We start from the raw sequence: 19061 nt of genomic DNA, 5'->3' as shown, positions 1-19061 counted from the left end.
CGCCGTTCGTGGTGGGATGGGGAAGGGGTGGTTCCACCGGTTCACCGAGAGGGCACACCCATGTCGCAGGACCCCCAGGACGGCCGGCCCACCATGCGGGCCATGGCGTACGAGACGTACGGCGGACCGGAGGTGCTGGCCGAGACCAGGCTCCCGGTCCCCAAGGTGGCCCCCGGCGAGGTCCTCGTCCGCGTGCGGTGCGCGGCGGTCAACCCGGTCGACTGGAAGATCATGGCGGGCGGGCTCGACGGCCTGATGGACGTCGTCCACCCGGTGGTCCCGGGCTGGGACGTGGCCGGGACGGTCGAACGGGTCGGCATCGACGTCCCCGAGTTCGCGGCGGGCGACGAGGTCATCGCGTACGCCCGCAAGGACTACGTGCACGGCGGCACCTTCGCCGAGTTCGTCTCCGTCCCCGTACGGGCCCTCGCGCGCAAGCCCGCCTCGCTCGACTGGCGGCAGGCCGCGGGGCTGCCGCTGGCCGGGCTCACCGCGTACCAGCTCCTCACCCGCCTCGGCACCGGCGCGTCCGACACCGTACTCGTCCACGGCGCGGCCGGCGGGGTCGGCTCGCTCGGCGTACAGATCGCCCGGGCCCTCGGCGCCCGCGTCATCGGCACGGCCTCGCCCCGCAACCACGACCGCCTGCGCGCCCTGGGCTGCGAACCCGTCGCCTACGGGGAGGGCCTCACGGAACGGGTCCGCGCCCTGGCCCCCGACGGGGTGAGCGTCGTCGCGGACTTCGTCGGCGGGGTCCTGGACGTCACCACGGCCGTCCTCGCCGAGGGCGGCCGCCACGCCTCGATCGCCGATCACACGGTGCTCGGGGCGGGCGGCCAGTGGATGTGGGTCCGCCCCCTGGGCGAGGACCTCGCGGCACTGGCCCGGCTCGCGGACGAGGGCCGGCTCACGGTCACGGTCGCCGAGACCTTCCCGCTCTCCGGCCTGGCCGACGCCTTCGCCCTCAACCAGGCGGGCCACACCGCCGGGAAGATCGTCATCGAACTCTAGGCACCTGTCCGGCCGCCACCGCGTGACGACGCCATCGCCAGCAGCGGGACCACGGCGAGGAGTTCGGCGACCGCACCCGTCCACAGGGCCGCCCGTGCGCCGAACCACTCGCCGAGCAGGCCGCCGACGAGCGCACCCGCCGGCATCGTCCCCCACACCAGGAAGCGGACCGTCGCCGTGACCCGCCCCAGCAGCTCGGGCGGGCACAGCCGCTGGCGGAGCGAGACCGCGCCGATCTTGAAGGGCATGAACGCCGCCCAGCCGAGGGCCTGGAGCACCACGGCCACCGCGAACCGCCAGTCGTCCTGGAACGCCGGCACGGCCGCGAGCCACGCCACCCCGCTGAGCAGCAGGGATCCGCACATGGCCCGGCCTTCGCCGAAGCGGGCGGCCAGCCGGGCGGTGAGCAGGCCGCCCAGCAGCCCGCCGGCCGCCTCCGCGGTGAACACGAGGCCGCACCACAGCGGCGAGAGGCCCAGGTCGCCCGCGAGCAGCACCATCAGCACGGCCGCGCCGACCGTGCCGCAGAGGTTCGAGAGCGCGGAGGCGAGGGTGACCGCGCGCAGGCGCGGGTGGCGGAGGACGAAGCGGAGACCCGCGCCGATCTCGGCCCGCAGCCCCTCCCGTCGGCCCGCCTCCGGCCCCGGACCCGGCGGGGTGTCCGCGGGCCGGACCCCGGTGAGCAGCAGCGCCGAGGCCAGGTGGGCGAACGCGTCGACGGCGAGCGCCGCCGGGGCCGCCACCACGGCCAGCAGGAGGCCCCCCGCCCCCGGGCCGGCGGCCTGGACGAGGCTGCGGGTGCTCTCCAGCCGTACGTTGGCCTCCACCAGCCGCTCACCGTCGACGAGGCGGGGCAGCACGCTCTGCGCGGCCACGTCGGAGAAGACCGCGCACAGCGAGAGCCCGAAGGCGACCGCGTACAGCTGCGGCAGGGTCAGGGCGCCCAGCGCCGCCGTGAGCGGGACGGTCGCGAGCAGCAGCGCGCGGCCGAGACCGCCCGCGATCATCACCCGGCGGTGGCGCGAGCGGTCCACCCAGGCCCCGGCGGGCAGTCCGACGAGGAGGAAGGCGAGGTACTCGCAGGCCATCAGCAGACCGGCCTGGAACGGAGTGGCGTCCAGGGTCCCGACGGCGACCAGCGGGAGGGCCAGCAGCGTCAGGGCGGTCCCGGCCTGGCCGGCCGTGTCGGCGGCCCACAGCCGCCGGAAGCCGGCGGCGGGGCGGGCCGGGGGCCGCGGGGCGGTCTCCGGCGTCGAAAGGGGGTGAGAGAGCGTCATGGACCATGAGATCACCAGCCGTCGGCGGGCGTGACAATTGATTCAGTCTCGGCTTAAAGGTCACGGCCGGGCCGTGGGGAGGGGTGGCGGGTATGGGTGCCGTGCGATTCGGCGTGGACGACCTGGCGAACGTGCGGTTCGCGGTCTCACCGCTGTGGGAGACCGTCGCCGGACTGCGGGCGGTGGCCGACCCCGGGCGGCACGCCCTGCACCTGCCCTGGATCAAGCGCGCCCTCGGCGCGGCCGGGCCGCCGCCCGCGCCCGGATTCGGCATCGGCCTGGACCTGGACGCGGTGCCGCCGCCGCGCTGCCCGCTGGCCGGGATCGAGGAGGAGCTGGCCGCGGCGGGGCCGGGGGCCGCGGAGGCCGTCCTGCCCTGGTGGCGGACGGCGGTGCGGCCGCACTGGCCGCGCGTGCGGGCCCTGCTGGAGGCGGACATCGCGTACCGGACCCGGCAGTTGGCCGAGGACGGCATCGGGGAGGTGCTCGCCGGGCTCCACCGCACCCTCGCCCGGAGCGGCGACCGGCTCGTGTCGGACGGGTTCCCGCCGGGCGAACTCGACCTGGCCGGGGGCGGGGTGACCCTGGTGCCGAGCGCGTTCACCGGGCGGTGCCGGCTGGTCCCGGGCCGTGGCCCGGTACCGCCCTGCGTGATCTATCCGGCGCGGGCGGTGGGGACGCTGTGGGAGTGCGCGGGCGGGCCGGGCGACGGGCTGACCCGGCTCCTGGGGCGCAGCCGCGCCAGCCTGCTCGCCGAGGTGACCACCCCGGCCACCACCACCCAGCTGGCGGCCCGCACCGGGCTCACCCCCGGCGCGGTCTCGCAGCACCTGTCGGTACTCCGGGCCGCCGGCCTCATCACCGGCCACCGCTACGGCCGCGAGGTCCACTACGTCACCGTGCCCCTCGGCCGCGCCCTGCTGGGGGACGGGGCCCCGTAGGCGGTGCCGGGGGTGCCGGCCCCGGCACCCCGCCGGTGCCTGCGCGTGGGCCTCCGGGCCCGGGGTCCGGCACGGTGCCGCTACCCCCCTCGGCCCAGTCCGCCGGGCCCTCTTGGGCAGTGCCCGGCGGATCGGGGCCGGCCCCCGGGGTCCCGGTACCGCGCCCGGCGAGTCCCGTCCGGCCGGTGCCTCCACGCGGTGGCGGGGCACAGGGGCGGGCGGCTCAGTTCAGGTCCGGAACCTCGCCGCCGTCCGTGAGGGTCACCTCCACCCCGGGCAGGCCCGCCGCCCAGGGGCCCGTGAGGGCGGTCAGGGTGGCGGGGTCGGGTGGGGTGGGGCCCAGGCCGACCGCGTAGCGGGCCAGGGTGGGGGAGCGTTCGAAGGGGCGGGGCCAGGCGTGGGCCTCCGTGAGGCCGGTCCCTTCCAGTGCGGTGAGCAGGGTGCGCAGCCGGCCCCGGGCCCGCCCCAGGTTCTCCTCCAGCCCCCGCGCCGCGTCCCCCCGTACGGTCACCACCGCCCAGGCCGCGTGCCGGCGGTGCGGCGGGGGCGCCGCCGGGAGCCCGCCCGGCCCCTCCGGACCGGCCTCCAGCCGTTCCCACGTCTCGTACAGCTCCCGGACCAGCAGGTCCCGCAGGCCCGGCCCGACCTGGGCGGTGCAGCTGCGGACCGGCGCCGTGGGGGTCAGGACGGTGACCGGGTCCGTGCCCGGGCCGGTGGCGGCTGCCGGGTCCAGGGACACCGGCTCGCTCCAGTCCCAGGCGGCCCAGGTGCCGAAGAACTCCCGCCGCAGCGCGGCCGGCGAGCGGTCCCGGGCCTCCCGGACCGTGCGCGCGGCCAGCACGGACCAGGCGAGCCCCGGCAGGCCCCCGAAGGGCGCCGAGTCCAGGCCCCGGGCCCGCGCCCACGCCTTGACCTCCCGCGCGAGCCCGGCGAAGGCGCGGTGCTCCGCGCCCACCGACTCCCGTACGGCCGCCGCGTCGGACAGCGCGCTGAGCGCCACCGCCGCCGCCTCGCCGAGCTCCGCCCGCCGCTCAACGGCCCGCGCCGGGTCCACGCCGCCGGCCCCGACCACCACCAGGTCCACGTCCAGCCCCGACGCGCGCAGCCGCAGCCCCGGCACCCGGGCCCCCGTCACCTCCCGCAACCGCTCCGCCTCCGGCAGCGCGGCCGCCACCCGCTCCCGCACCGCACCGGCGTCCGCAACCCCCGGCAGCACTGCCACCAGGTCCAGGTCGGCCCCCGGCAGGGCACAGCCCATCGCCCGCGACCCGGCCGCCCGCACCACGGCCCCGGGCAGCGCCGCCGAGACCCGCACGACGATCCCCTGCGCGACCCCCGCCACTTCGACCGCCCCACCCGCACCGCCCGCCACTTCGGCCATGCCGTCAGGCACTTGGGCAGTGTGGCCCGACACCCCGCCCGCACCGCCCGTCACTGGGGCCGCCTCGCGCGCCGCCTCGGCCGCGTCCCCCGCCGCTCGGACCGTCGCGCCCGACACCTCAGTCGCCCACCCCGCCCCCAAGGCCTCGGCGCCCGGGCCGGTTTCCTCCTGTTCCGTCCACCGCCAGATACCCGTGCCGAGGTCGACCACCGCGCGGACCCGCATGGGTCCGTCCCCGCGACGGGACAGGACCGCCAGCTCGCCGACCCGGGCCGGGCGGGGGGTGGCGCCGAGGCGTCGGGCGCACTCGCGCTCCGCGTTCTGCGGGTCGGTGCTGCGGCCCAGCGTCAGGTGCGGGGTCCAGCCGTCGGAGCGGCCCCGGCAGCCCGGGAAGCGGTCCGCGAGGGCGCGGCGCAGCCGCTGCCAGGGGGCGTCCCCGTCCTCGCCCGCCGCCGGGTCCAGCCAGAGCACGGCCTCCTCGCGCCGGCCGAAGGAGTGCACCCCCTCCAGGGAGGCGGTGAAGGGGCGGATCCCCGCCGCCGCCCCGGCCAGCAGCGGCAGCGCCCGCGCGAAGGAGGACTCGGGCACGAAGCCGAACAGCAGGTTGACGTGCGCCGGCCAGCGCTCCACCCCGGGGTCGTACGCCCGGCGCAGCTCCGCGACCGCCGGATCGTACGGCGGCAGCCAGGCCACCGCCGTCCGCGCGGTCGCCGGTACGCCGGACAGGGCGTCGGCCGCGTCCGGGGCCCCGTACTCCACGGTGGCCTCCACCGCGAAGTGGTCGGAGGCGAACAGCCCGTCCGGCGCGGGGGAGTCGCCCCGCAGCGCGGCCGCCCGCACCCGCGCGCCGGCGCCGCGGGACAGCAGGATCCGGTCGATGCGGCCGGGCCGCCCCGTCAGCGAGCCGACGGCGGCCAGCGGATTGGCCCCGGGGTCGAAGGTGGGCGTGTCGTCGCCCGGCCCGTGCACCTCGTGCCAGGCGTCCCGCAGCCCCAGCGCGGCGGCCGGCCCGGCGGCGCCGGAGCGGCCGTCGTTGAAGTCGCCGAGCAGCACGAGTCCGGCGTCGAGCCCGCCCAGCCCGTCGGCCAGACGGGCCAGTTCGGCCTCCCGCCGGCCCGCCCCGTTCTCGGAGTGGTCGCTGCTCAGGTGCGTCGCGGCGACGACCAGGGGACCGCCGGCGGTGTCCACGGCGACGGCGGCGACCGCCTTGTGCGGGCCGAGCGCGTGCACCCCGGCCTCCCGCACCGGCAGCCGGCTCAGGACCAGCAGCCCGGTGTCGGCCACGTCCGAGCCGTCCGGGTCGGTGCCCAGGGTGTACCCCTCGCGTACCCAGGGCTGCGTCAACAGCAGGGCCAGCAGGGCCGGTTCGGCCTCCTGGAGGGCGATGACGTCGGCGTCCGCCGCCGCCAGCTCCGCCAGGAGCAGCGGCCTGCGCCGGGCGGTGGCGATGCGCGGGGCGTCGTACCGGTCCCACAGGGTGTTCCAGGTCAGCAGCCGCACCCGCGCCGGGGGCCGCACGGCCGTACCGGCCCGGACGGGGCGCCAGGCGGCCTCCGCCGGGTCCCAGGCGTGCGGGGTCCGGGCGGTGAGGAAGGGCTCGGGCAGCAGCCGCCGGCCGCGCACCCGCCCGGCCGCCGACGAGTCGATCCGGTCCAGCCCCGTGGCCCGGTCCCACACCAGTTCCCCGTCGGCCTCGACGAACAGCACGCGGTGCCACGGGATGTCCCCGCCGGGCACGAACGAGGGCAGCGGCACCCGCTTGGGGGCGGCCCCGCGCTGGAGCAGGCCGAGCGTGAACCGCGCCGGATCGAAGCGGGGGTCCCAGCGGACCTGGTGGTAGAGCTGCTCACTGGTGCGCATCAGAGGTCCTCCCCCTCGTCGGCCGCCCCCAGGGAGCCGGCCACGTCCTCCACGGTCCCGCCGGCCCCCACGTACCAGGTCCGGTGCGCCTGGCCCGGGTGGGGCGGGGCGAACCGCCGCAGCTGCGCGGCCAGTACGGCCTCCGGCACCGGGTGCGGGCGCACCGCGTTGCGCCGGGTCAGCTCCGCCTCCCCGACCAGCACCGCCACCCGGGTCACCAGCGCGTCCCGGCGCCGTGCGACCGCGCCGGCCAGGGCGCGCTGCCGCTCCGTCAGGGAGGTGGCGTCCCACACGACCGTGCCGCCGGCGGCCAGCGCGCGGTCGAGCCGCTCCAGGCCCTCGCGCAGCACCTCCGGGTTGGCGCGCTGGTCGGAGCGGGAGCCCCGGGCCTCGCGCAGGTCGTCGAGGGAGACGTACGCGTCCACCCCGGTCAGGCCGCGCGCGAAGGTGCTCTTCCCGCTGCCCGAGGGGCCGCACAGCTGGACCAGCCGCGGGTACGCCGCCGGGTCCCGCCACCGCCAGGTCGCGGCCACGGCCTCCTGCGCGGTGGAGACCGCACCCCGGCCCAGGGCCTCGCGGGCCTCGGCCCAGCAGCGGTCGGCGGCGTCGGCGTCCAGCCCGCCGAGCGCCTCGCGCAGCCCGGCCCGCAGCGGGCGCAGCGGATCCGGGCCGAGCAGTCCGGCCTCCTCGGCGCAGAGCGCCGACCACTCGGCGCACTCGGCCTCCTCGGCCGTCGCACCGGGCAGGGCCGACGCCAGCGCGTGCAGCACCCCGAGGTCGGCGGCGGACGCCAGCCGGACCAGCCCGGCCCGCCGCTCCTCGTCCGGATGGGGCGTGCGCAGCAGCGGGTACAGCCCGACCAGGTCCGCCACCCGCCGCGCCGTCCGCATCCCGAGCGGCCCGGCCGCGAGCCGCGCCGCGAGGGCGGCCCGGGGTTCGCGGTGCAGGGCGGCGGCCAGTACGCCGGCCAGCCGGGCCTCCCCGGTGCGGCCCGCGCCGTCGAGCCGCGCGGTGACGGCGGCGACGGCGGGCCCGTCCTCCGGGCGGGGCGGCGCGTCCGTGCCGAGGGCCGACAGCAGCCCGGCGACGTCGGGCGCGGAGCCGGAGCGGACGTCCCACAGGGCGGCGGCGGGGCCGAGCCCGTTGGCCACCACGGGCGCGTACATCCAGTGCGTGTCCGTCCGGACGTGCCCGCCGCGCACCCACTTGGCCACGTACCGCCCGAAGTCGGCGCGGTCGAAGCCGGCCGTGGTGCGGACGACGTACCCCTCCTGGCGGGCGGTGTCCACGCGCAGCCCGCGCAGCGCCCGTTCGTCGTAGGTCCCGCGCCAGAGCACCCGGGGCGCCGGGACGCCGAGGGAGTGCAGGAAGCGTACGGTGCGGTCCCAGTCCAGGCAGTGGTCGCCGTCCCACACCGAGAACCCGTAGAACCAGGAGTCGAGTTCCCCGTAGCCGAGGGAGTGGCGGGCGTACAGGTTCTCCCCGCACACCCTGCGGCCCGCCGGGATCCGCGCCCCGATCCGGCCCTGGAGGGCCTTGACCCAGGCCCGGGAGGGGTGGTGGCCGGAGTCCAGGGAGCGGGCGTGCAGCCCGTCCGCGTACAGGGTGGTGTTCTCCCCGTCGAGCTTCTCGGTGACCACCACCTCCCGTCCGGCCAGCGCCGCCGTCCCGCGGGCGCGCACGTCGTCCGCCGTGGCACCGGGGGACCACGGCAGGTGCGCGGTGCGGGGGTAGTGCGTACGCATGGCGGACTCCTGCTCGGGGACGGGGTGTCCGGTCACTGTAGGTATCCGGAGCGGGGGCATCCACCGAATTCCCGCCCGGCGGCGCCGGGCGGGATCCCCGGGACAAGGCCTAACGGCACAGGGCGACGATCGCCGGATCCACCCGGCCCTTCGCGGCCTCGCACAGCGCCGACATGTCGTACGAACGCCGGGGCGCGGGCCGGGACCCGTCGTGTACGGGCTTGCGGGCGCGCGGCTTCGCGGCGGGGGTGCGGTGGGCCGTCCGGGCGGGGGAGACGCGGCGCGGAGGGCGGTCGTCGGAGCGGGGCGGGGCGGCGGGCCGGTCCTGCGGCCCGGTCTCCGCCTCGGGGGCCTCGGCGGGGGCCACCTCCTGGGCGGGCGGCTCCTCCCGCGCCTCCGGGGCGGGCCCCAGCGGCAGGGCCGGCGCCGCCGGCGGCCGGGGCGTCCAGGCCGTCCGGGCCGCCGCGGGCTCCGGACGGGGAGCCTCGACGGGCGCCGGCGGCCGAACGGTCACACACCCGGCGACCAGCATGAGGACGGGGACCCAGAGCGGGAGGGAGAGGCGCGACGGCATCCGCCCACCCTGCCGTACCGGAGCACCGCCCGGCGCCCCCGCTCACACGGACGGGTGAGTGCGGGGCCGCATACGTGGTCGGACCAGCGACTTTCACGTCGCCAGCCCGCACGACGGACCGTATCAAGATCGACATAATCGGGCAATAAGGAGGCCGGGAAGGTATGCGGGTGGTAAAGCGGGGCCGGTTCCGACCACCCGCCGAGCGCCGTAACCCGACGGTCGCGCCCGCTGTTGCACAGGCGGCGGACCCACCCACGGTGAACGGAGTGCCCATGCCCCAGCTGACCGACGACCCGGGACGGAAGGGCACCTGGATGACCCCGGCGGAATACGGGGCCTCGCGCGCCGCCCTCTGGACCGGAGCGGTCGTCCTCGTCACCGACGCCGACGGGCGGGTCCTCGTCCAGAGCGTCGACTACCGCCCCGACCGGCTGCTGCCCGGCGGCGCGGTGGACGCGGGGGAGTCCCCCGCGGCGGCCGCAGCCCGCGAGGTCCGCGAGGAGCTGGGGGTCGAGGGGCGCTACCCGCGCGGGCTCGCCGTGGACTGGATCCCCGCCGGCACCTCCGGATTCCCGCCCGAGACGCGCTTCCCCGGCGAGATCCTGCACGTGTACGACGGCGGCACCTGGAGCCCCGACCGGATCGCGTCCGTCCGGCTGCCCGCCCAGGAGGTCACCGGCATCGACTTCGCCGAGCCCGGGGACCTGGCCGCCCTGATGGAGCCGGGCGACGCCCGCCGCACCTTGGCCGCCCTCCGGGCCCGGATCAACGGCTCCGGGCCCGCCCTGCTGGAGGACGGCCGCCCCACCACCCCCACCGCCCTGGACCGGCTCGGGGTCCTGCGCACCCGCCGCGTCCCGCAGCACGGCACCTGGCACCCCGGCCCCGTCCCCGCGCACCTTCCGGTACGCGGACACTCCGGCTGGCTCTTCGCCCCCGACGGCCGGGTCCTGCTGCTCGTCGCCCGCGCCACCGGCGCCGCGCACCTGCCCGCCCCGAAGGCGGAGCCCGCCGTGGCCGCGCTGCCGCTCGGCTACCGGTACGCCGACCGGGCCGCCCTGGCCCGCACGGCCGCCCGCCTCACCGGCCTCGCCCCCGCCGGCGACCCGGCGTACGCCCGGCTGCTGGCCACCCCGGAGCAGGTGCGGGAGCTCAGCGACTGGGGGCCGGCGGGGCTCCAGGAGGTCGCGGCGGTCCACGCGGCCCGCACCCAGCTCGGCCTCCCCGTCCCGCCCCGCACCCCGCCCACCGAGCTCCCCGAGCAGGGCCTGCGCTGGTGACCGGCCCCCACGCCGGCCCCCGGTGCGGTCCGTGCGGCCGCCCCCGGAGGTGACGGACCGGGCCGGGGGCCGGGAGTTCCATGATCGACGCCTGCGACCATGTGTATCCACCACACACCAGGAGCGTTGACATGGCCCTCGAACACCAGCGTGTCGTCATCACCGCGGCGGGGCGGGACTTCGGCCGGACCCTGGCCCTGAGCTTCGCCGCGCGGGGTGCGGAGGTGCACCTCTCCGCCCGTACCACCGAAGCCGCCGCCCGCGTCCGAGAGGAGATCATCAAGCAGGGCCACGACCCCGCCCGGGTCCACGCCCACGCCTGCGACCTCACCGACCCGGCGTCGGTACGCGCCTTCGCCGCCGCCGTGGCCGCCCTCAGCGGGCACATCGACGTCCTGGTCAACAACGGCGCCCGCTACCAGCACGGCCCGGACCTGCTCTCCGCCTCCGACGAGGACGTCGTCGAGACCCTCGCCTCCGGCGCCACCGGCACCGTCCTCGTCACCAAGGCCTTCCTGCCGCTGCTCCTGGAGTCGGACCGGCCGGACATCGTCACCATGGTCTCCACCTGCGGCGAGCACGGCAACCACCGCTCCGACGCCCACGACGCCTTCTACGCGGCCAAGAGCGCCCAGGCCGGCTTCACCGAGACGCTCTCCCGGCGGCTGCGCGGCCGGGGCGTGCGGGTGATCTCCCTCTACCCGCCGGACTTCGACAACCACGACCCGCTGTCGCCGGCCTGGGAGGACGCCCCGCGCACCGCGAAGGACCCCCTCACGGCCCAGTCGCTCGTCGACTGCGTGTTCTTCGCCATCGGCCAGCCCCGGGACTGCTTCATCAAGGCCTTCCACTTCGAGCAGGTCTGAAGCCGGGGCGCCACGGGCCCGGACGGCGCCGCCGGGAGCGGACCCCGCCCCGCGCGCGGCCGGGCCCGTCGTGTGGAATGGAGGGCATGGGGACCAGCGAGACACAGACGGGCGGGACGCCGGGAGGCGCCCCGCGGACGCCGGCCGCGCGGCCGGCACCGGCGGAGCACCGGGAGCCCGCCGGGCGGCCGCAGGCCGTCCCCGCCCCGGACCGCTGGCGCTACGCCCGCCACCTCGACCGGCTCGCCGCCGCCGGGGCGGCCGGGGTGGCGGGCGAGGCCGGGGCGGTGGCCGCCGTCCTGCGCGACCCCGACCCGGTGATGGCGCAGAGCGCCGTGGTCACCCACCTCGACCGCCGCGCCGTGCGGCTGTCGACCGACGCCGGGTTCCGCGAATGGGCCCGCGCGCTGCACTCCGCACTGGAGGGCCACGCGTTCCCGGCCCGCCGGCTGCGCGAGTGGACCCTGCTCAAGGCCATAGCGGGCGGCGGGAGTTGGTCTGCGGCCGAGCTGGAGGCCGCCTCCGACTGGTGCCAGCGCACGGCCGTGCTGTCGCCCGCCTCCGACGAGGCGCTGGCCCTGCTGGCCGCCTCCGCCCGGACCCGCCGCGTACGCACCGCCGCGGCCCGGCGGCTGGACCGGCGCGCCGCCCTCTGAACGGAACGATCAGTAAACCGGATTGCTCGCCATACGGCTGTTCGGGGGTTTAAGGTCTCCTTTACCCGGCCGGGTGTCAGTGTTGGACCGATGCCGTTCCCGCTGGAGGATGACTCTCCGTGTCGCACGTTTCTCAGGCTCCCGTCACCACCCCGGACATTGAGCCCGCACCACCCGCACCCCGGTCGTTCGACGAGGTCAAGGGCTGGTTCTCGGCTTATGACCAGGTGCTCTTCGACTGGTTCCTGGCCCGCCAGAACGACACCGGAGAGGCCAAGGGGGACCTCCTCGAACTGGGCGCCTTCATGGGCAAGAGCGCGATCTTCCTCGCGAAGTACCTTCGGGAGGGCGAGGAGTTCACCGTCGTCGACCTCTTCGACTCGCCCGCGCCCGACGGCGACAACCTCGAAGAGGTGCGGGAGTCCTACCCCACCCTGACCCGGCGCGGGTTCGAGGCCAACTACCTCGCGTTCCACGAGGAGTTGCCGACCGTCATACAGGCCCCGACCTCGGTCGTGCCCGACCGGGTCCGCCACGGCAGCTGCCGCTTCGTCCACATCGACGCCTCCCACCTGCACGAGCACGTGGTCGCGGACATCGCCTCCTCGAAGGCGGTCGCCGCCCCCGGGGCCGTCGTGGTCTTCGACGACTACCGCTCCGAACACTGCCCCGGCGTCGCGGCCGCCGTCTGGGAGGCGGTGGCCGTCGGCGGACTGCGGGTGATCGCCGTGTCCGCCTCGAAGCTCTACGCGACCTGGGACGACCCCGAACCCCACCAGAAGGCGCTGCTCGGCTGGCTGGACGGCCGCGCCGGCCTGTGGCACGGCGTGGACACGGTCTGCGGCCACCCCCTGGTGCGCATCGGCGACCACGGCGTGGCCGCCCCGTCCGCCCCCCAGCCGCTGCAATCCCCGGCCGAGCCGGCCGCCCCGGCGGCGCCGCCCGCTCCGAAGCCCGCTCCCCGGCCGGCGCCGGGCGCCGCCTGGCGCGCGGTGGCCAAGGACCTGCTCCCGCCGGTGCTCACCCGGGCGATCGTCACCGCCCGGCGCCGCCGGGGCTGAGCCTCCGGGGTGCCCGGCAGGTCAGGGCCGGACACCCCGGGCCGTACCACGCCGCCGCCGACGGCCCGCCGCCGACGGCCCGCGCGGCGGGCGGCCGTGCACCGCCGGCGGGCCGGCGGTGTCAGAGCCCCTTGCGGACCCGGGCCGCGCGGCGGGCCTCGGCGGCCTGGCGGGCCTCGATCGTCTTGCGGGACTCCTTGCCCCGGCCGGTCCGGCCCGGCCGGGTGCCGAGCCCGCGGAAGCCCAGCTCGGTGCCGCTCGGCCGGCCCTTGGCGTCGGTCGGCAGCGCCCCCGACAGCGGGACCCCGGAGGGCTTGCGCGCACCGGTGATCCGGCTCAGCGCCGCCTCGCCGGAGCGCACCTGGGTGATGGTCGGCCGGATCTTCGCGTCGGCCATCAGCCGGACCATGTCGCGGCGCTGGTTGGGGGTGACCAGGGTGACGACCTTGCCGGACTCGCCCGCACGGGCCGTGCGCCCGCCGCGGTGCAGGTAGTCCTTGCTGTCGGCCGGCGGGTCCACGTTGACCACGAGGTCGAGGTCGTCGATGTGGATGCCGCGCGCGGCGACGTTCGTCGCGACCAGGACCGTCAGCTGCCCGTCCTTGAACTGCCCGAGGGTCTTCGTGCGCTGCGGCTGGGACTTCCCGCTGTGCAGCCCCTCCGCCCGTACGCCCATGGCCCGCAGGTGCTTCACGAACTGGTCGACGCCGTGCTTGGTGTCCAGGAACATGATCACCCGGCCCTCGCGGGCGGCGATCTCGGTGGCGGCCGAGACCTTGTCCGCGGCGTGGACGTGCAGCACGTGGTGGTCCATCGTGCCCACCGAGGCCGACTGCGGGTCCACGGAGTGCGACACCGGGTCCTTGAGGTAGCGGCGCACGAGCTGGTCGACGTTGCGGTCCAGGGTGGCCGAGAACAGCATGTGCTGCCCGTCGTGGTGGACCTGGTCCAGGAGCTCGGTGACCTGCGGCATGAACCCCATGTCGCACATCTGGTCGGCCTCGTCCAGCACGGTGATCCGCACCCGCTCCAGGTGCACGTCGCGCCGCTTGACCAGGTCGCTCAGCCGGCCCGGGGTGGCCACCACGATCTCGGCGCCGGTGCGCAGCGCCCCGGTCTGGCGGCCGATCGACAGCCCGCCGACGACGGTGGCCATGCGCAGCCGCAGGGCCTGGGCGTAGGGGGCCAGCGCCTCGGTGACCTGCTGCGCCAGCTCGCGGGTCGGGACGAGGACCAGCGCGAGCGGCCGCTTCGGGTCCGCCTGCCGGCCGGCGGTGCGGGCCAGCAGGGCCAGGCCGAAGGCGAGGGTCTTGCCGGAGCCGGTGCGGCCCCGGCCGAGGATGTCGCGGCCCGCGAGGGAGTTCGGCAGCGTGGCCGCCTGGATCGGGAACGGCTCCCGCACCTGCTGGTCGGCGAGGGTCTTCACCAGCTCAGGCGGCAGTCCGAGTTCGTCGAACGAGGCCGCCGGCGGCAGGGCCGGGGTGGTCGTCCGGGGCATGGCGAACTCGCCCTGCGGGCCCAGGGTCCGCGGGGCCTTGCCGGCGCCGCCACCGCCCTTGGGCCGGGATCCTGCCGACGTCGCGGCCTTGATGCCGAAACGCCCGTGAGCTGACGGGTTCTTCATGCAGAACCTTCCGTGAGGGGAACCGAGCGCGCGGGGGAACGGGGTCCGCAACGGCGACGAGCCGGGGTCCGTACCCCTCGGTACGGTCCCCGGCTCGTCGTACGCGTCCGCACCGGGCGAAAGCGCCCCGCGCCTGAAGTCTTCGGGCCATTTTACCAGTGGGCCGCCCGGGGGAGCCGCCGCAGCAGCCCGCGCTCGCGGATGCGCAGGGTGGTCGCCCGTCGCGGGTAGCAGCGCATGAACATCCGGGTGAAGTGCTCCCCGTAGTGGATCACGGTCGTCTCCCCGGGGGACGGGGCCAGCGGGCGGATCACGGAGTCGAAGCTCGGCTCGTGGAAGTAGGCCAGCGCGTAGCGCTCCCGGTCGGCGAGCCGCACCCGGTGCGGGGTGGACAGCAGGGCGCCGCCCGTCAGGAACTGCAGGATGTCCCCCGGGAACACGGTGAGGACGTCCGGCACCGGGGCCACGTACGTCCAGCCGGGGGCGTCCTGGGCGAATCCCGCGCTGCTCTCGTCCGGCAGCCAGTTGCGCGGCCGCCGCTCACCGGGGACCGGGGGCCGCACGTACAGTCCGCCCGTGTCGTCCTGTGCCGCGATCACCAGGAGCCCGTAGTCGGTGTGCGCGCCGATCCCCCGTTCGCCGGTGCGGGAGGCGGCCGGGAAGCGCAGGACCCGCATGTGGTGCCAGCCGCCCCGGGTCAGCCCCGAGAGCCGGGCTGCGGCGGTGGTGTCCAGGCCCAGTCCGAGGGCCACGAGCGGCAGCAGCCGGTCCCCGAGCGAGCCGGCCCCGGCCAGGAAGGCCCGCATCGCGGTGCGGTAGTCCCGGTCGGGCCAGGGGACCGGTCCGTGGCAGGGGCGGTCGTCGCCGCCGGGGAGGTCGGGGGTGATGGTGAAGATCTCCGAGGAGTCCCGCTCGCCCGCCGTGACCTCCTCGCCGGAGGCGGTGTACCCGCTGTACGAGCGGTCGTCGAGGCAGGCCGCCTTGACGTCCGGGGGCAGGGCGAAGAAGCGCCGGCTCGCCGCCAGTGCCGCCCCGGTGAGGGCCCGCTGCCCGGCGTCCGCCTCGATCTGGAAGATGCCGTCCCGCTGCCAGGCGCCGACCATGGCCCGGCCGAGCACCACGTCCTGCGCGCTCCCGGTCACCCGGTCGGGTACCCGGAAGGTGGTCAACCCGCTCATGTCCGTCCCCTTCGCCTCGTGAAAGGTGCCGTTCCACCCTCTGGCACGCGGGGTGGCGGGCAGGAGTTCGATCCACCCCCGGTTGGCCGCGCCCGGAGTGTGTTCCGCGGGACGGGTGGGCAGGATCGAGACGGCCGCGCAGGCGGCCCGAGCGGAACGTCGAGTGAGGATCAGTACCGATGGCAACTGGCACCGTGAAGTGGTTCAACGCGGAAAAGGGGTTCGGGTTCATCCAGCAGGACGGCGGCGGCCCCGACGTGTTCGTGCACTTCTCCGCCATTCAGGCGCAGGGCTACAAGTCGCTCGACGAGAACGCCCAGGTCGAATACGAGGTCACGCAGGGGACCAAGGGCCCCCAGGCGGAGATGGTGCGGCCGCTCTGACCGCACCCCGCGCTCCCCGTGCGTGACCGCTGCCCCCGCCGGCCCGGCCGGCGGGGGCAGCGGTGTCACTCCGGGGCCCGCGCCGCCTCCCGGACGGTGATCGCCGAGACCGGGCAGGCGCGCGCCGCCTCCCGGACCATCGCGCTGCCGTGCCCGTCCTCACGGCCGGGCAGCACCTCGCTGAGCCCGTCGTCGTCCTGGGTGAAGACCTCCGGGGCGGCCAGTACGCACTGGCCCGCGCCGATGCACACGTCCCGGTCCACGGAGATCCGCACGCCGCTCACCACGTCACCGGCAGTTCGATCATGCCCTGGACGGTGTCCCCGGGCTTGAACGGGATCGTGTCCGGATCGGCGTCCAGGCGCAGGCCCGGCAGCCGGTCGAACAGGGTGCCCAGGGCGATCTCCATCTCGGCCCGGGCCAGGTTCTGGCCCAGGCACTGGTGGATGCCGAAGCCGAAGGCCAGGTGGCGGTTGGCCGAGCGGTGCCAGTCGAGCACGTCGGGGTGCTGGAACACGGCCTCGTCGCGGTTGATCACCGAGGTGGAGAAGACCACCCCGTCGCCCGGCCGGATCACGACCCCGCCGACCTCGATCTCCTCCGTGGCGAACCGCAGCATCGCGTCCGCGATCGACAGGAACCGCATCAGCTCCTCCACCGCCCCCGACAGCAGCGAGGGGTCGGCCCGCAGCTCCGCGAGCTGCTCGGGGTGGCGCAGCAGGGTGAAGGTGCCCAGCGAGATCATGTTGGCGGTGGTCTCGTGCCCGGCGATCAGCAGGATCGCGGCCAGCGAGACCAGCTCGTCCACATCGGTCTCGCCGGTCTCCAGCCGGGTCTCGATCAACTCGTCGAGCAGGCCCTCGCCGGGCTCGGCGCGCTTGCGCAGGATCAGGTCCCGCAGATAGTCCTGAAGCCGCTTGCGGGCGTCGTCGACGTCGGCGGGAGCGGGGCCGCGCAGCAGCCTGCGGGACTGGGCCTCGAAGAACTCGTGGTCCTCGTAGGGGACCCCGAGCAGCGCGCAGATCACCATGGACGGCACCGGCAGGGCGAAGGCGCTGACCAGCTCGGCGCGCGTGCCCTTCGCCGTCATCTCGTCGAGCAGCCGGTCCACGGTCTCCTGGATCCGGGGCCGCAGGGCGGCCGCCCGCTTGACCGAGAAGCTGGGGATCAGCATCCGGCGCTGGGTGTTGTGCACGGGGTCGTCCTCGCCGAGGAGCGCGGTGCGCTGCCTGCTGATCCCCCTGAACCGGGGGCTGGGCAGGGGGAAGGCCTCGTGGGTCCGGTCGGTGGACAGCCGTCCGTCGGCGAGCAGGGCACGCGCCTCGGCGTGGCCGGTCACCATCCACACGGAACGGCCGTCGAAGAGCGTGACCCGGGTCAGCGGCCGGGTGTCCCGCAGGGGCTGGTAGGCGGCCGGCGGGTGGTAGGGGCAGCTGCGGTCCTGCGGGAAGGCCACGGCGTCGGGCAGGGCTGCGGGCAGGGTTTCGGACATGGAGAACAACACCTCGCAAGGGATGGTTCCGTCTTGCCGGACTCCATTACATGCCTCAGGCACCTATCCTACCTATGCCACTTTCGGCCAGCCTGCCCGAGTTCACCCGTAGGACCTTCGGCAGCCCTAGACCCCCGCCTCCTCCAGGAGCCCGCGCAGCTCCTGCGCCGTCATCGGGCCGGCGTGGGAGGCCACCGCCTCGCCCGAACGCAGCAGGACCACGGCCGGGGCGCCCGTCACCCCGTAGCGGCGGGTCGCGGCCGGGCAGCGGGTGATGTCCGTGCGGACCGCCGTCAGCCGGGCGCCGTACTCCCGCGCCAGCTCCGCCACGACGGCGTCCATCGCCCGGGAGGGCTCGACGGCCTTCGGCCAGGCACCGGTGAAATAGGCCAGGACCGGGGTCCCCTCCGCCATCCCGGTGATGAAGTCGAATTCCCGGTCCTCCAGGGGCCGGTGTACCCCACGGGTCATGGGTGGTGCGCTCCTCGGCTCGTACGTGTGCTCCGGCCACCCTAGGCCCGTTGTCAGTGGTCCCTGTGATCCTGGGCGCATGGACCTCAGCACACCGCGCCGCCGGGTCTACGGCGCCGACCACGACGATCCCGACCCGGGCCCGCGCCCCGGCCGCTCCTACGGCGAGCTCGTCGGCGGCCCGCTCGACGGGCTGCTGCTCGACGTCACCGGCTGGAGCCCCGCCCGGCTGGCGGAGGAGGCCCGCCTCCCCACCGAGATAGGCCGCTACGGGCCGGGCGGCCGCGCCCACTACCGCAGGCGCGCCGCGGACCCGGCCCGCTGGGACTGGTCGGGGGACAGCCGGTAGCCGTCGGCGGCGCCGGTGGCGCCGGAACGGCCCGGTTCGGAGAACATGGGGCATCGCCTCGGGAAGGAAGTGACCGTGGGTCACCTTGTGATGAGCACCGGCAGCATGCGCGAAGCGATGAGGCTGCTCACCGCCGTGGAACGCACGCCCGAGCAGGAGCGGACGCTCGCCGTCGTCCGCGAGCGGTGCCGGACCGTGGACGGACGGCTGCACGCCCAGGGCATCGACCTCGACGTCTCCGTGGCCCAGGCCCTGGAGGAACTGCTCGACGGCACCGTCAGCGCGGCCCAGGGCCCCGGCTACCACCACGCCCTGCACGCGCTGATCGCCCCGCACTTCTCGGACCCCCACGACCTCGGGGACTGGCGGCGCCAGTCCTGGTTCTGGACGGTCGACGAGGAACTGTCGCGCGCCGGGCTCCCGGCCCGGCTGGCCATTTCCCAGATCCTCATGTCCGGGCCGCCCGTGCGGCTGCCCCCCGCCGGGGACACCACCCCCTGGATGGGGACCTTCCCGACCGAGCTGGCCGCCGAGTTCACCGCCGCGCACGAAGCGGTCCTGGACCGGGTGGACCCGGAGGTGCGCGAGACCGTCGAGGCCTTCCTCAAGGCCGTCCGCTTCGAGGCCGAGGAATGGGCGTCCACCGACGAGGACCGCCGCCCCCGCCAGGACACGATGTTCTTCTGGTGCGCCTGACCGCCGCCTCCCGGGCCCCCGCGGCCCGGACGGCGGGCGGCCCGGTGGCCCCTCCGGAAAATTCCCCGAAGAATTTTCCGCGAGCTGTCGATCCGGGCCCCTCCCGTTCGACGCAGGGTCGCCGCAGCGTCCCGCGGAGCTGCCGTCCGCACGTCAGCCAGCAGCATCTATCCCCCACCTCTCGCCGTGCCGGTCCTGAGCCCGCACGCGCCC

Annotated in this window: 18 protein-coding genes; 9 read left to right on the top strand and 9 right to left on the bottom strand. The window is 76.3% G+C overall.

All coding sequences use genetic code 11. The features are described 5' to 3' along the window. Nucleotides 1-93 precede the first annotated feature (93 nt). Nucleotides 94-1011, top strand: a complete 918-nt coding sequence (locus AB0O29_RS21305) for an NADP-dependent oxidoreductase (protein ID WP_365153616.1) — start codon at nucleotides 94-96, stop codon at nucleotides 1009-1011. Here the strand turns inward: AB0O29_RS21305 and AB0O29_RS21300 are convergent. After that, the gene (locus tag AB0O29_RS21300; protein WP_365153582.1) at nucleotides 1008-2288 is read right to left on the bottom strand and encodes an MFS transporter; all 1281 of its coding nucleotides are present in this window, start codon (nucleotides 2286-2288) and stop codon (nucleotides 1008-1010) included. The two genes, AB0O29_RS21305 and AB0O29_RS21300, sit on opposite strands and share 4 nt — an antisense overlap. A 92-nt stretch (nucleotides 2289-2380) precedes the next feature. On the opposite strand from AB0O29_RS21300, the gene AB0O29_RS21295 reads away from it, so the two are divergent. Next, complete coding sequence (locus AB0O29_RS21295; protein ID WP_365153580.1) at nucleotides 2381-3229, top strand: DUF5937 family protein; 849 nt, start codon at nucleotides 2381-2383, stop codon at nucleotides 3227-3229. Nucleotides 3230-3452: 223 nt separating this feature from the next. Here AB0O29_RS21295 and AB0O29_RS21290 read toward each other — a convergent pair whose 3' ends face one another. From AB0O29_RS21290 to AB0O29_RS21280, 3 genes are all read right to left on the bottom strand, one after another. Next, nucleotides 3453-6470: a poly(A) polymerase gene (locus AB0O29_RS21290; RefSeq protein WP_365153578.1), complete on the bottom strand. Its 3018-nt coding sequence runs from the start codon at nucleotides 6468-6470 to the stop codon at nucleotides 3453-3455. Then, nucleotides 6470-8215, bottom strand: a complete 1746-nt coding sequence (locus tag AB0O29_RS21285; RefSeq protein WP_365153576.1) for an RNA ligase family protein — start codon at nucleotides 8213-8215, stop codon at nucleotides 6470-6472. The genes AB0O29_RS21290 and AB0O29_RS21285 overlap by 1 nt, the downstream gene beginning before the upstream one ends. 109 nt (nucleotides 8216-8324) lie before the next feature. Continuing rightward, nucleotides 8325-8789, bottom strand: a complete 465-nt coding sequence (locus tag AB0O29_RS21280) for a hypothetical protein (protein WP_365153574.1) — start codon at nucleotides 8787-8789, stop codon at nucleotides 8325-8327. Between the two features lie 275 nt (nucleotides 8790-9064). On the opposite strand from AB0O29_RS21280, the gene AB0O29_RS21275 reads away from it, so the two are divergent. The 4 genes from AB0O29_RS21275 (at nucleotide 9065) to AB0O29_RS21260 (ending at nucleotide 12655) form a co-directional block, all read left to right on the top strand. Then, a complete protein-coding gene (locus AB0O29_RS21275; RefSeq protein WP_365153572.1) occupies nucleotides 9065-10072 on the top strand; it encodes an NUDIX domain-containing protein in 1008 nt (335 codons plus the stop codon). Nucleotides 10073-10203: 131 nt separating this feature from the next. Beyond that, nucleotides 10204-10938, top strand: a complete 735-nt coding sequence (locus tag AB0O29_RS21270; RefSeq protein WP_365153570.1) for an SDR family oxidoreductase — start codon at nucleotides 10204-10206, stop codon at nucleotides 10936-10938. 86 nt (nucleotides 10939-11024) lie between these two features. Then, complete coding sequence (locus tag AB0O29_RS21265; RefSeq protein WP_365153568.1) at nucleotides 11025-11594, top strand: hypothetical protein; 570 nt, start codon at nucleotides 11025-11027, stop codon at nucleotides 11592-11594. A 119-nt stretch (nucleotides 11595-11713) separates the two neighbouring features. Beyond that, entirely contained in the window at nucleotides 11714-12655 is a 942-nt protein-coding gene (locus AB0O29_RS21260; RefSeq protein ID WP_365153566.1) for a class I SAM-dependent methyltransferase, read from the top strand. Between the two features lie 121 nt (nucleotides 12656-12776). Here AB0O29_RS21260 and AB0O29_RS21255 read toward each other — a convergent pair whose 3' ends face one another. Together AB0O29_RS21255 and AB0O29_RS21250 are read right to left on the bottom strand one after the other, a co-directional pair. Further along, nucleotides 12777-14153 (bottom strand): DEAD/DEAH box helicase, encoded by a 1377-nt coding sequence (locus AB0O29_RS21255; protein WP_365153614.1) that lies wholly within the window; start codon nucleotides 14151-14153, stop codon nucleotides 12777-12779. Nucleotides 14154-14431: 278 nt separating this feature from the next. Then, nucleotides 14432-15457, bottom strand: a complete 1026-nt coding sequence (locus AB0O29_RS21250; protein ID WP_365153564.1) for a 2-oxoglutarate and iron-dependent oxygenase domain-containing protein — start codon at nucleotides 15455-15457, stop codon at nucleotides 14432-14434. 179 nt (nucleotides 15458-15636) lie between these two features. Here AB0O29_RS21250 and AB0O29_RS21245 point away from each other — a divergent pair, with 179 nt between their 5' ends. Next, nucleotides 15637-15840 (top strand): cold-shock protein, encoded by a 204-nt coding sequence (locus AB0O29_RS21245; protein WP_344168195.1) that lies wholly within the window; start codon nucleotides 15637-15639, stop codon nucleotides 15838-15840. A 65-nt stretch (nucleotides 15841-15905) separates the two neighbouring features. On the opposite strand, the gene AB0O29_RS21240 is transcribed toward AB0O29_RS21245, so the two are convergent. The 3 genes from AB0O29_RS21240 to AB0O29_RS21230 form a co-directional block, all read right to left on the bottom strand. Then, nucleotides 15906-16115: a ferredoxin gene (locus AB0O29_RS21240; RefSeq protein ID WP_365153562.1), complete on the bottom strand. Its 210-nt coding sequence runs from the start codon at nucleotides 16113-16115 to the stop codon at nucleotides 15906-15908. Nucleotides 16116-16120: 5 nt separating this feature from the next. Beyond that, complete coding sequence (locus tag AB0O29_RS21235) at nucleotides 16121-17332, bottom strand: cytochrome P450 (protein ID WP_365153560.1); 1212 nt, start codon at nucleotides 17330-17332, stop codon at nucleotides 16121-16123. A 126-nt stretch (nucleotides 17333-17458) separates the two neighbouring features. Next, on the bottom strand, nucleotides 17459-17803 hold the full coding sequence (locus AB0O29_RS21230) for a thioredoxin family protein (RefSeq protein ID WP_365153559.1): 345 nt from the start codon (nucleotides 17801-17803) through the stop codon (nucleotides 17459-17461). 79 nt (nucleotides 17804-17882) lie between these two features. Between AB0O29_RS21230 and AB0O29_RS21225 the strand changes: the two genes are divergently transcribed. Next, nucleotides 17883-18152 (top strand): hypothetical protein, encoded by a 270-nt coding sequence (locus AB0O29_RS21225; protein WP_365153557.1) that lies wholly within the window; start codon nucleotides 17883-17885, stop codon nucleotides 18150-18152. Between the two features lie 75 nt (nucleotides 18153-18227). Then, nucleotides 18228-18848 carry a hypothetical protein gene (locus tag AB0O29_RS21220; RefSeq protein WP_365153555.1) on the top strand — a complete coding sequence of 207 codons (621 nt, stop codon included), beginning with the start codon at nucleotides 18228-18230 and terminating at the stop codon, nucleotides 18846-18848. The last annotated feature ends 213 nt before the right edge of the window (nucleotides 18849-19061 follow it).

Origin of the sequence: Streptomyces sp. NPDC089915 (assembly GCF_040684675.1) — a bacterium.
Taxonomy (GTDB): domain Bacteria; phylum Actinomycetota; class Actinomycetes; order Streptomycetales; family Streptomycetaceae; genus Streptomyces.
Note: the sequence above shows the minus strand (reverse complement) of the source record. Positions and strands in the feature narration are given on the sequence as shown.

Bases quoted from the DNA above. Each gene is read 5' to 3' on its own strand.
- AB0O29_RS21250 (WP_365153564.1), bottom strand. From the start codon at position 15,457: ATGAGCGGGTTGACCACCTTCCGGGTACCCGACCGGGTGACCGGGAGC.
- AB0O29_RS21295 (WP_365153580.1), top strand. From the start codon at position 2,381: ATGGGTGCCGTGCGATTCGGCGTGGACGACCTGGCGAACGTGCGGTTC.
- AB0O29_RS21275 (WP_365153572.1), top strand. From the start codon at position 9,065: ATGCCCCAGCTGACCGACGACCCGGGACGGAAGGGCACCTGGATGACC.
- AB0O29_RS21300 (WP_365153582.1), bottom strand. From the start codon at position 2,288: ATGACGCTCTCTCACCCCCTTTCGACGCCGGAGACCGCCCCGCGGCCC.
- AB0O29_RS21305 (WP_365153616.1), top strand. From the start codon at position 94: ATGCGGGCCATGGCGTACGAGACGTACGGCGGACCGGAGGTGCTGGCC.
- AB0O29_RS21280 (WP_365153574.1), bottom strand. From the start codon at position 8,789: ATGCCGTCGCGCCTCTCCCTCCCGCTCTGGGTCCCCGTCCTCATGCTG.
- AB0O29_RS21290 (WP_365153578.1), bottom strand. From the start codon at position 6,470: ATGCGCACCAGTGAGCAGCTCTACCACCAGGTCCGCTGGGACCCCCGC.
- AB0O29_RS21235 (WP_365153560.1), bottom strand. From the start codon at position 17,332: ATGTCCGAAACCCTGCCCGCAGCCCTGCCCGACGCCGTGGCCTTCCCG.
- AB0O29_RS21265 (WP_365153568.1), top strand. From the start codon at position 11,025: ATGGGGACCAGCGAGACACAGACGGGCGGGACGCCGGGAGGCGCCCCG.
- AB0O29_RS21225 (WP_365153557.1), top strand. From the start codon at position 17,883: ATGGACCTCAGCACACCGCGCCGCCGGGTCTACGGCGCCGACCACGAC.
- AB0O29_RS21230 (WP_365153559.1), bottom strand. From the start codon at position 17,803: ATGACCCGTGGGGTACACCGGCCCCTGGAGGACCGGGAATTCGACTTC.
- AB0O29_RS21245 (WP_344168195.1), top strand. From the start codon at position 15,637: ATGGCAACTGGCACCGTGAAGTGGTTCAACGCGGAAAAGGGGTTCGGG.
- AB0O29_RS21255 (WP_365153614.1), bottom strand. From the start codon at position 14,153: ATGCCCCGGACGACCACCCCGGCCCTGCCGCCGGCGGCCTCGTTCGAC.
- AB0O29_RS21285 (WP_365153576.1), bottom strand. From the start codon at position 8,215: ATGCGTACGCACTACCCCCGCACCGCGCACCTGCCGTGGTCCCCCGGT.
- AB0O29_RS21270 (WP_365153570.1), top strand. From the start codon at position 10,204: ATGGCCCTCGAACACCAGCGTGTCGTCATCACCGCGGCGGGGCGGGAC.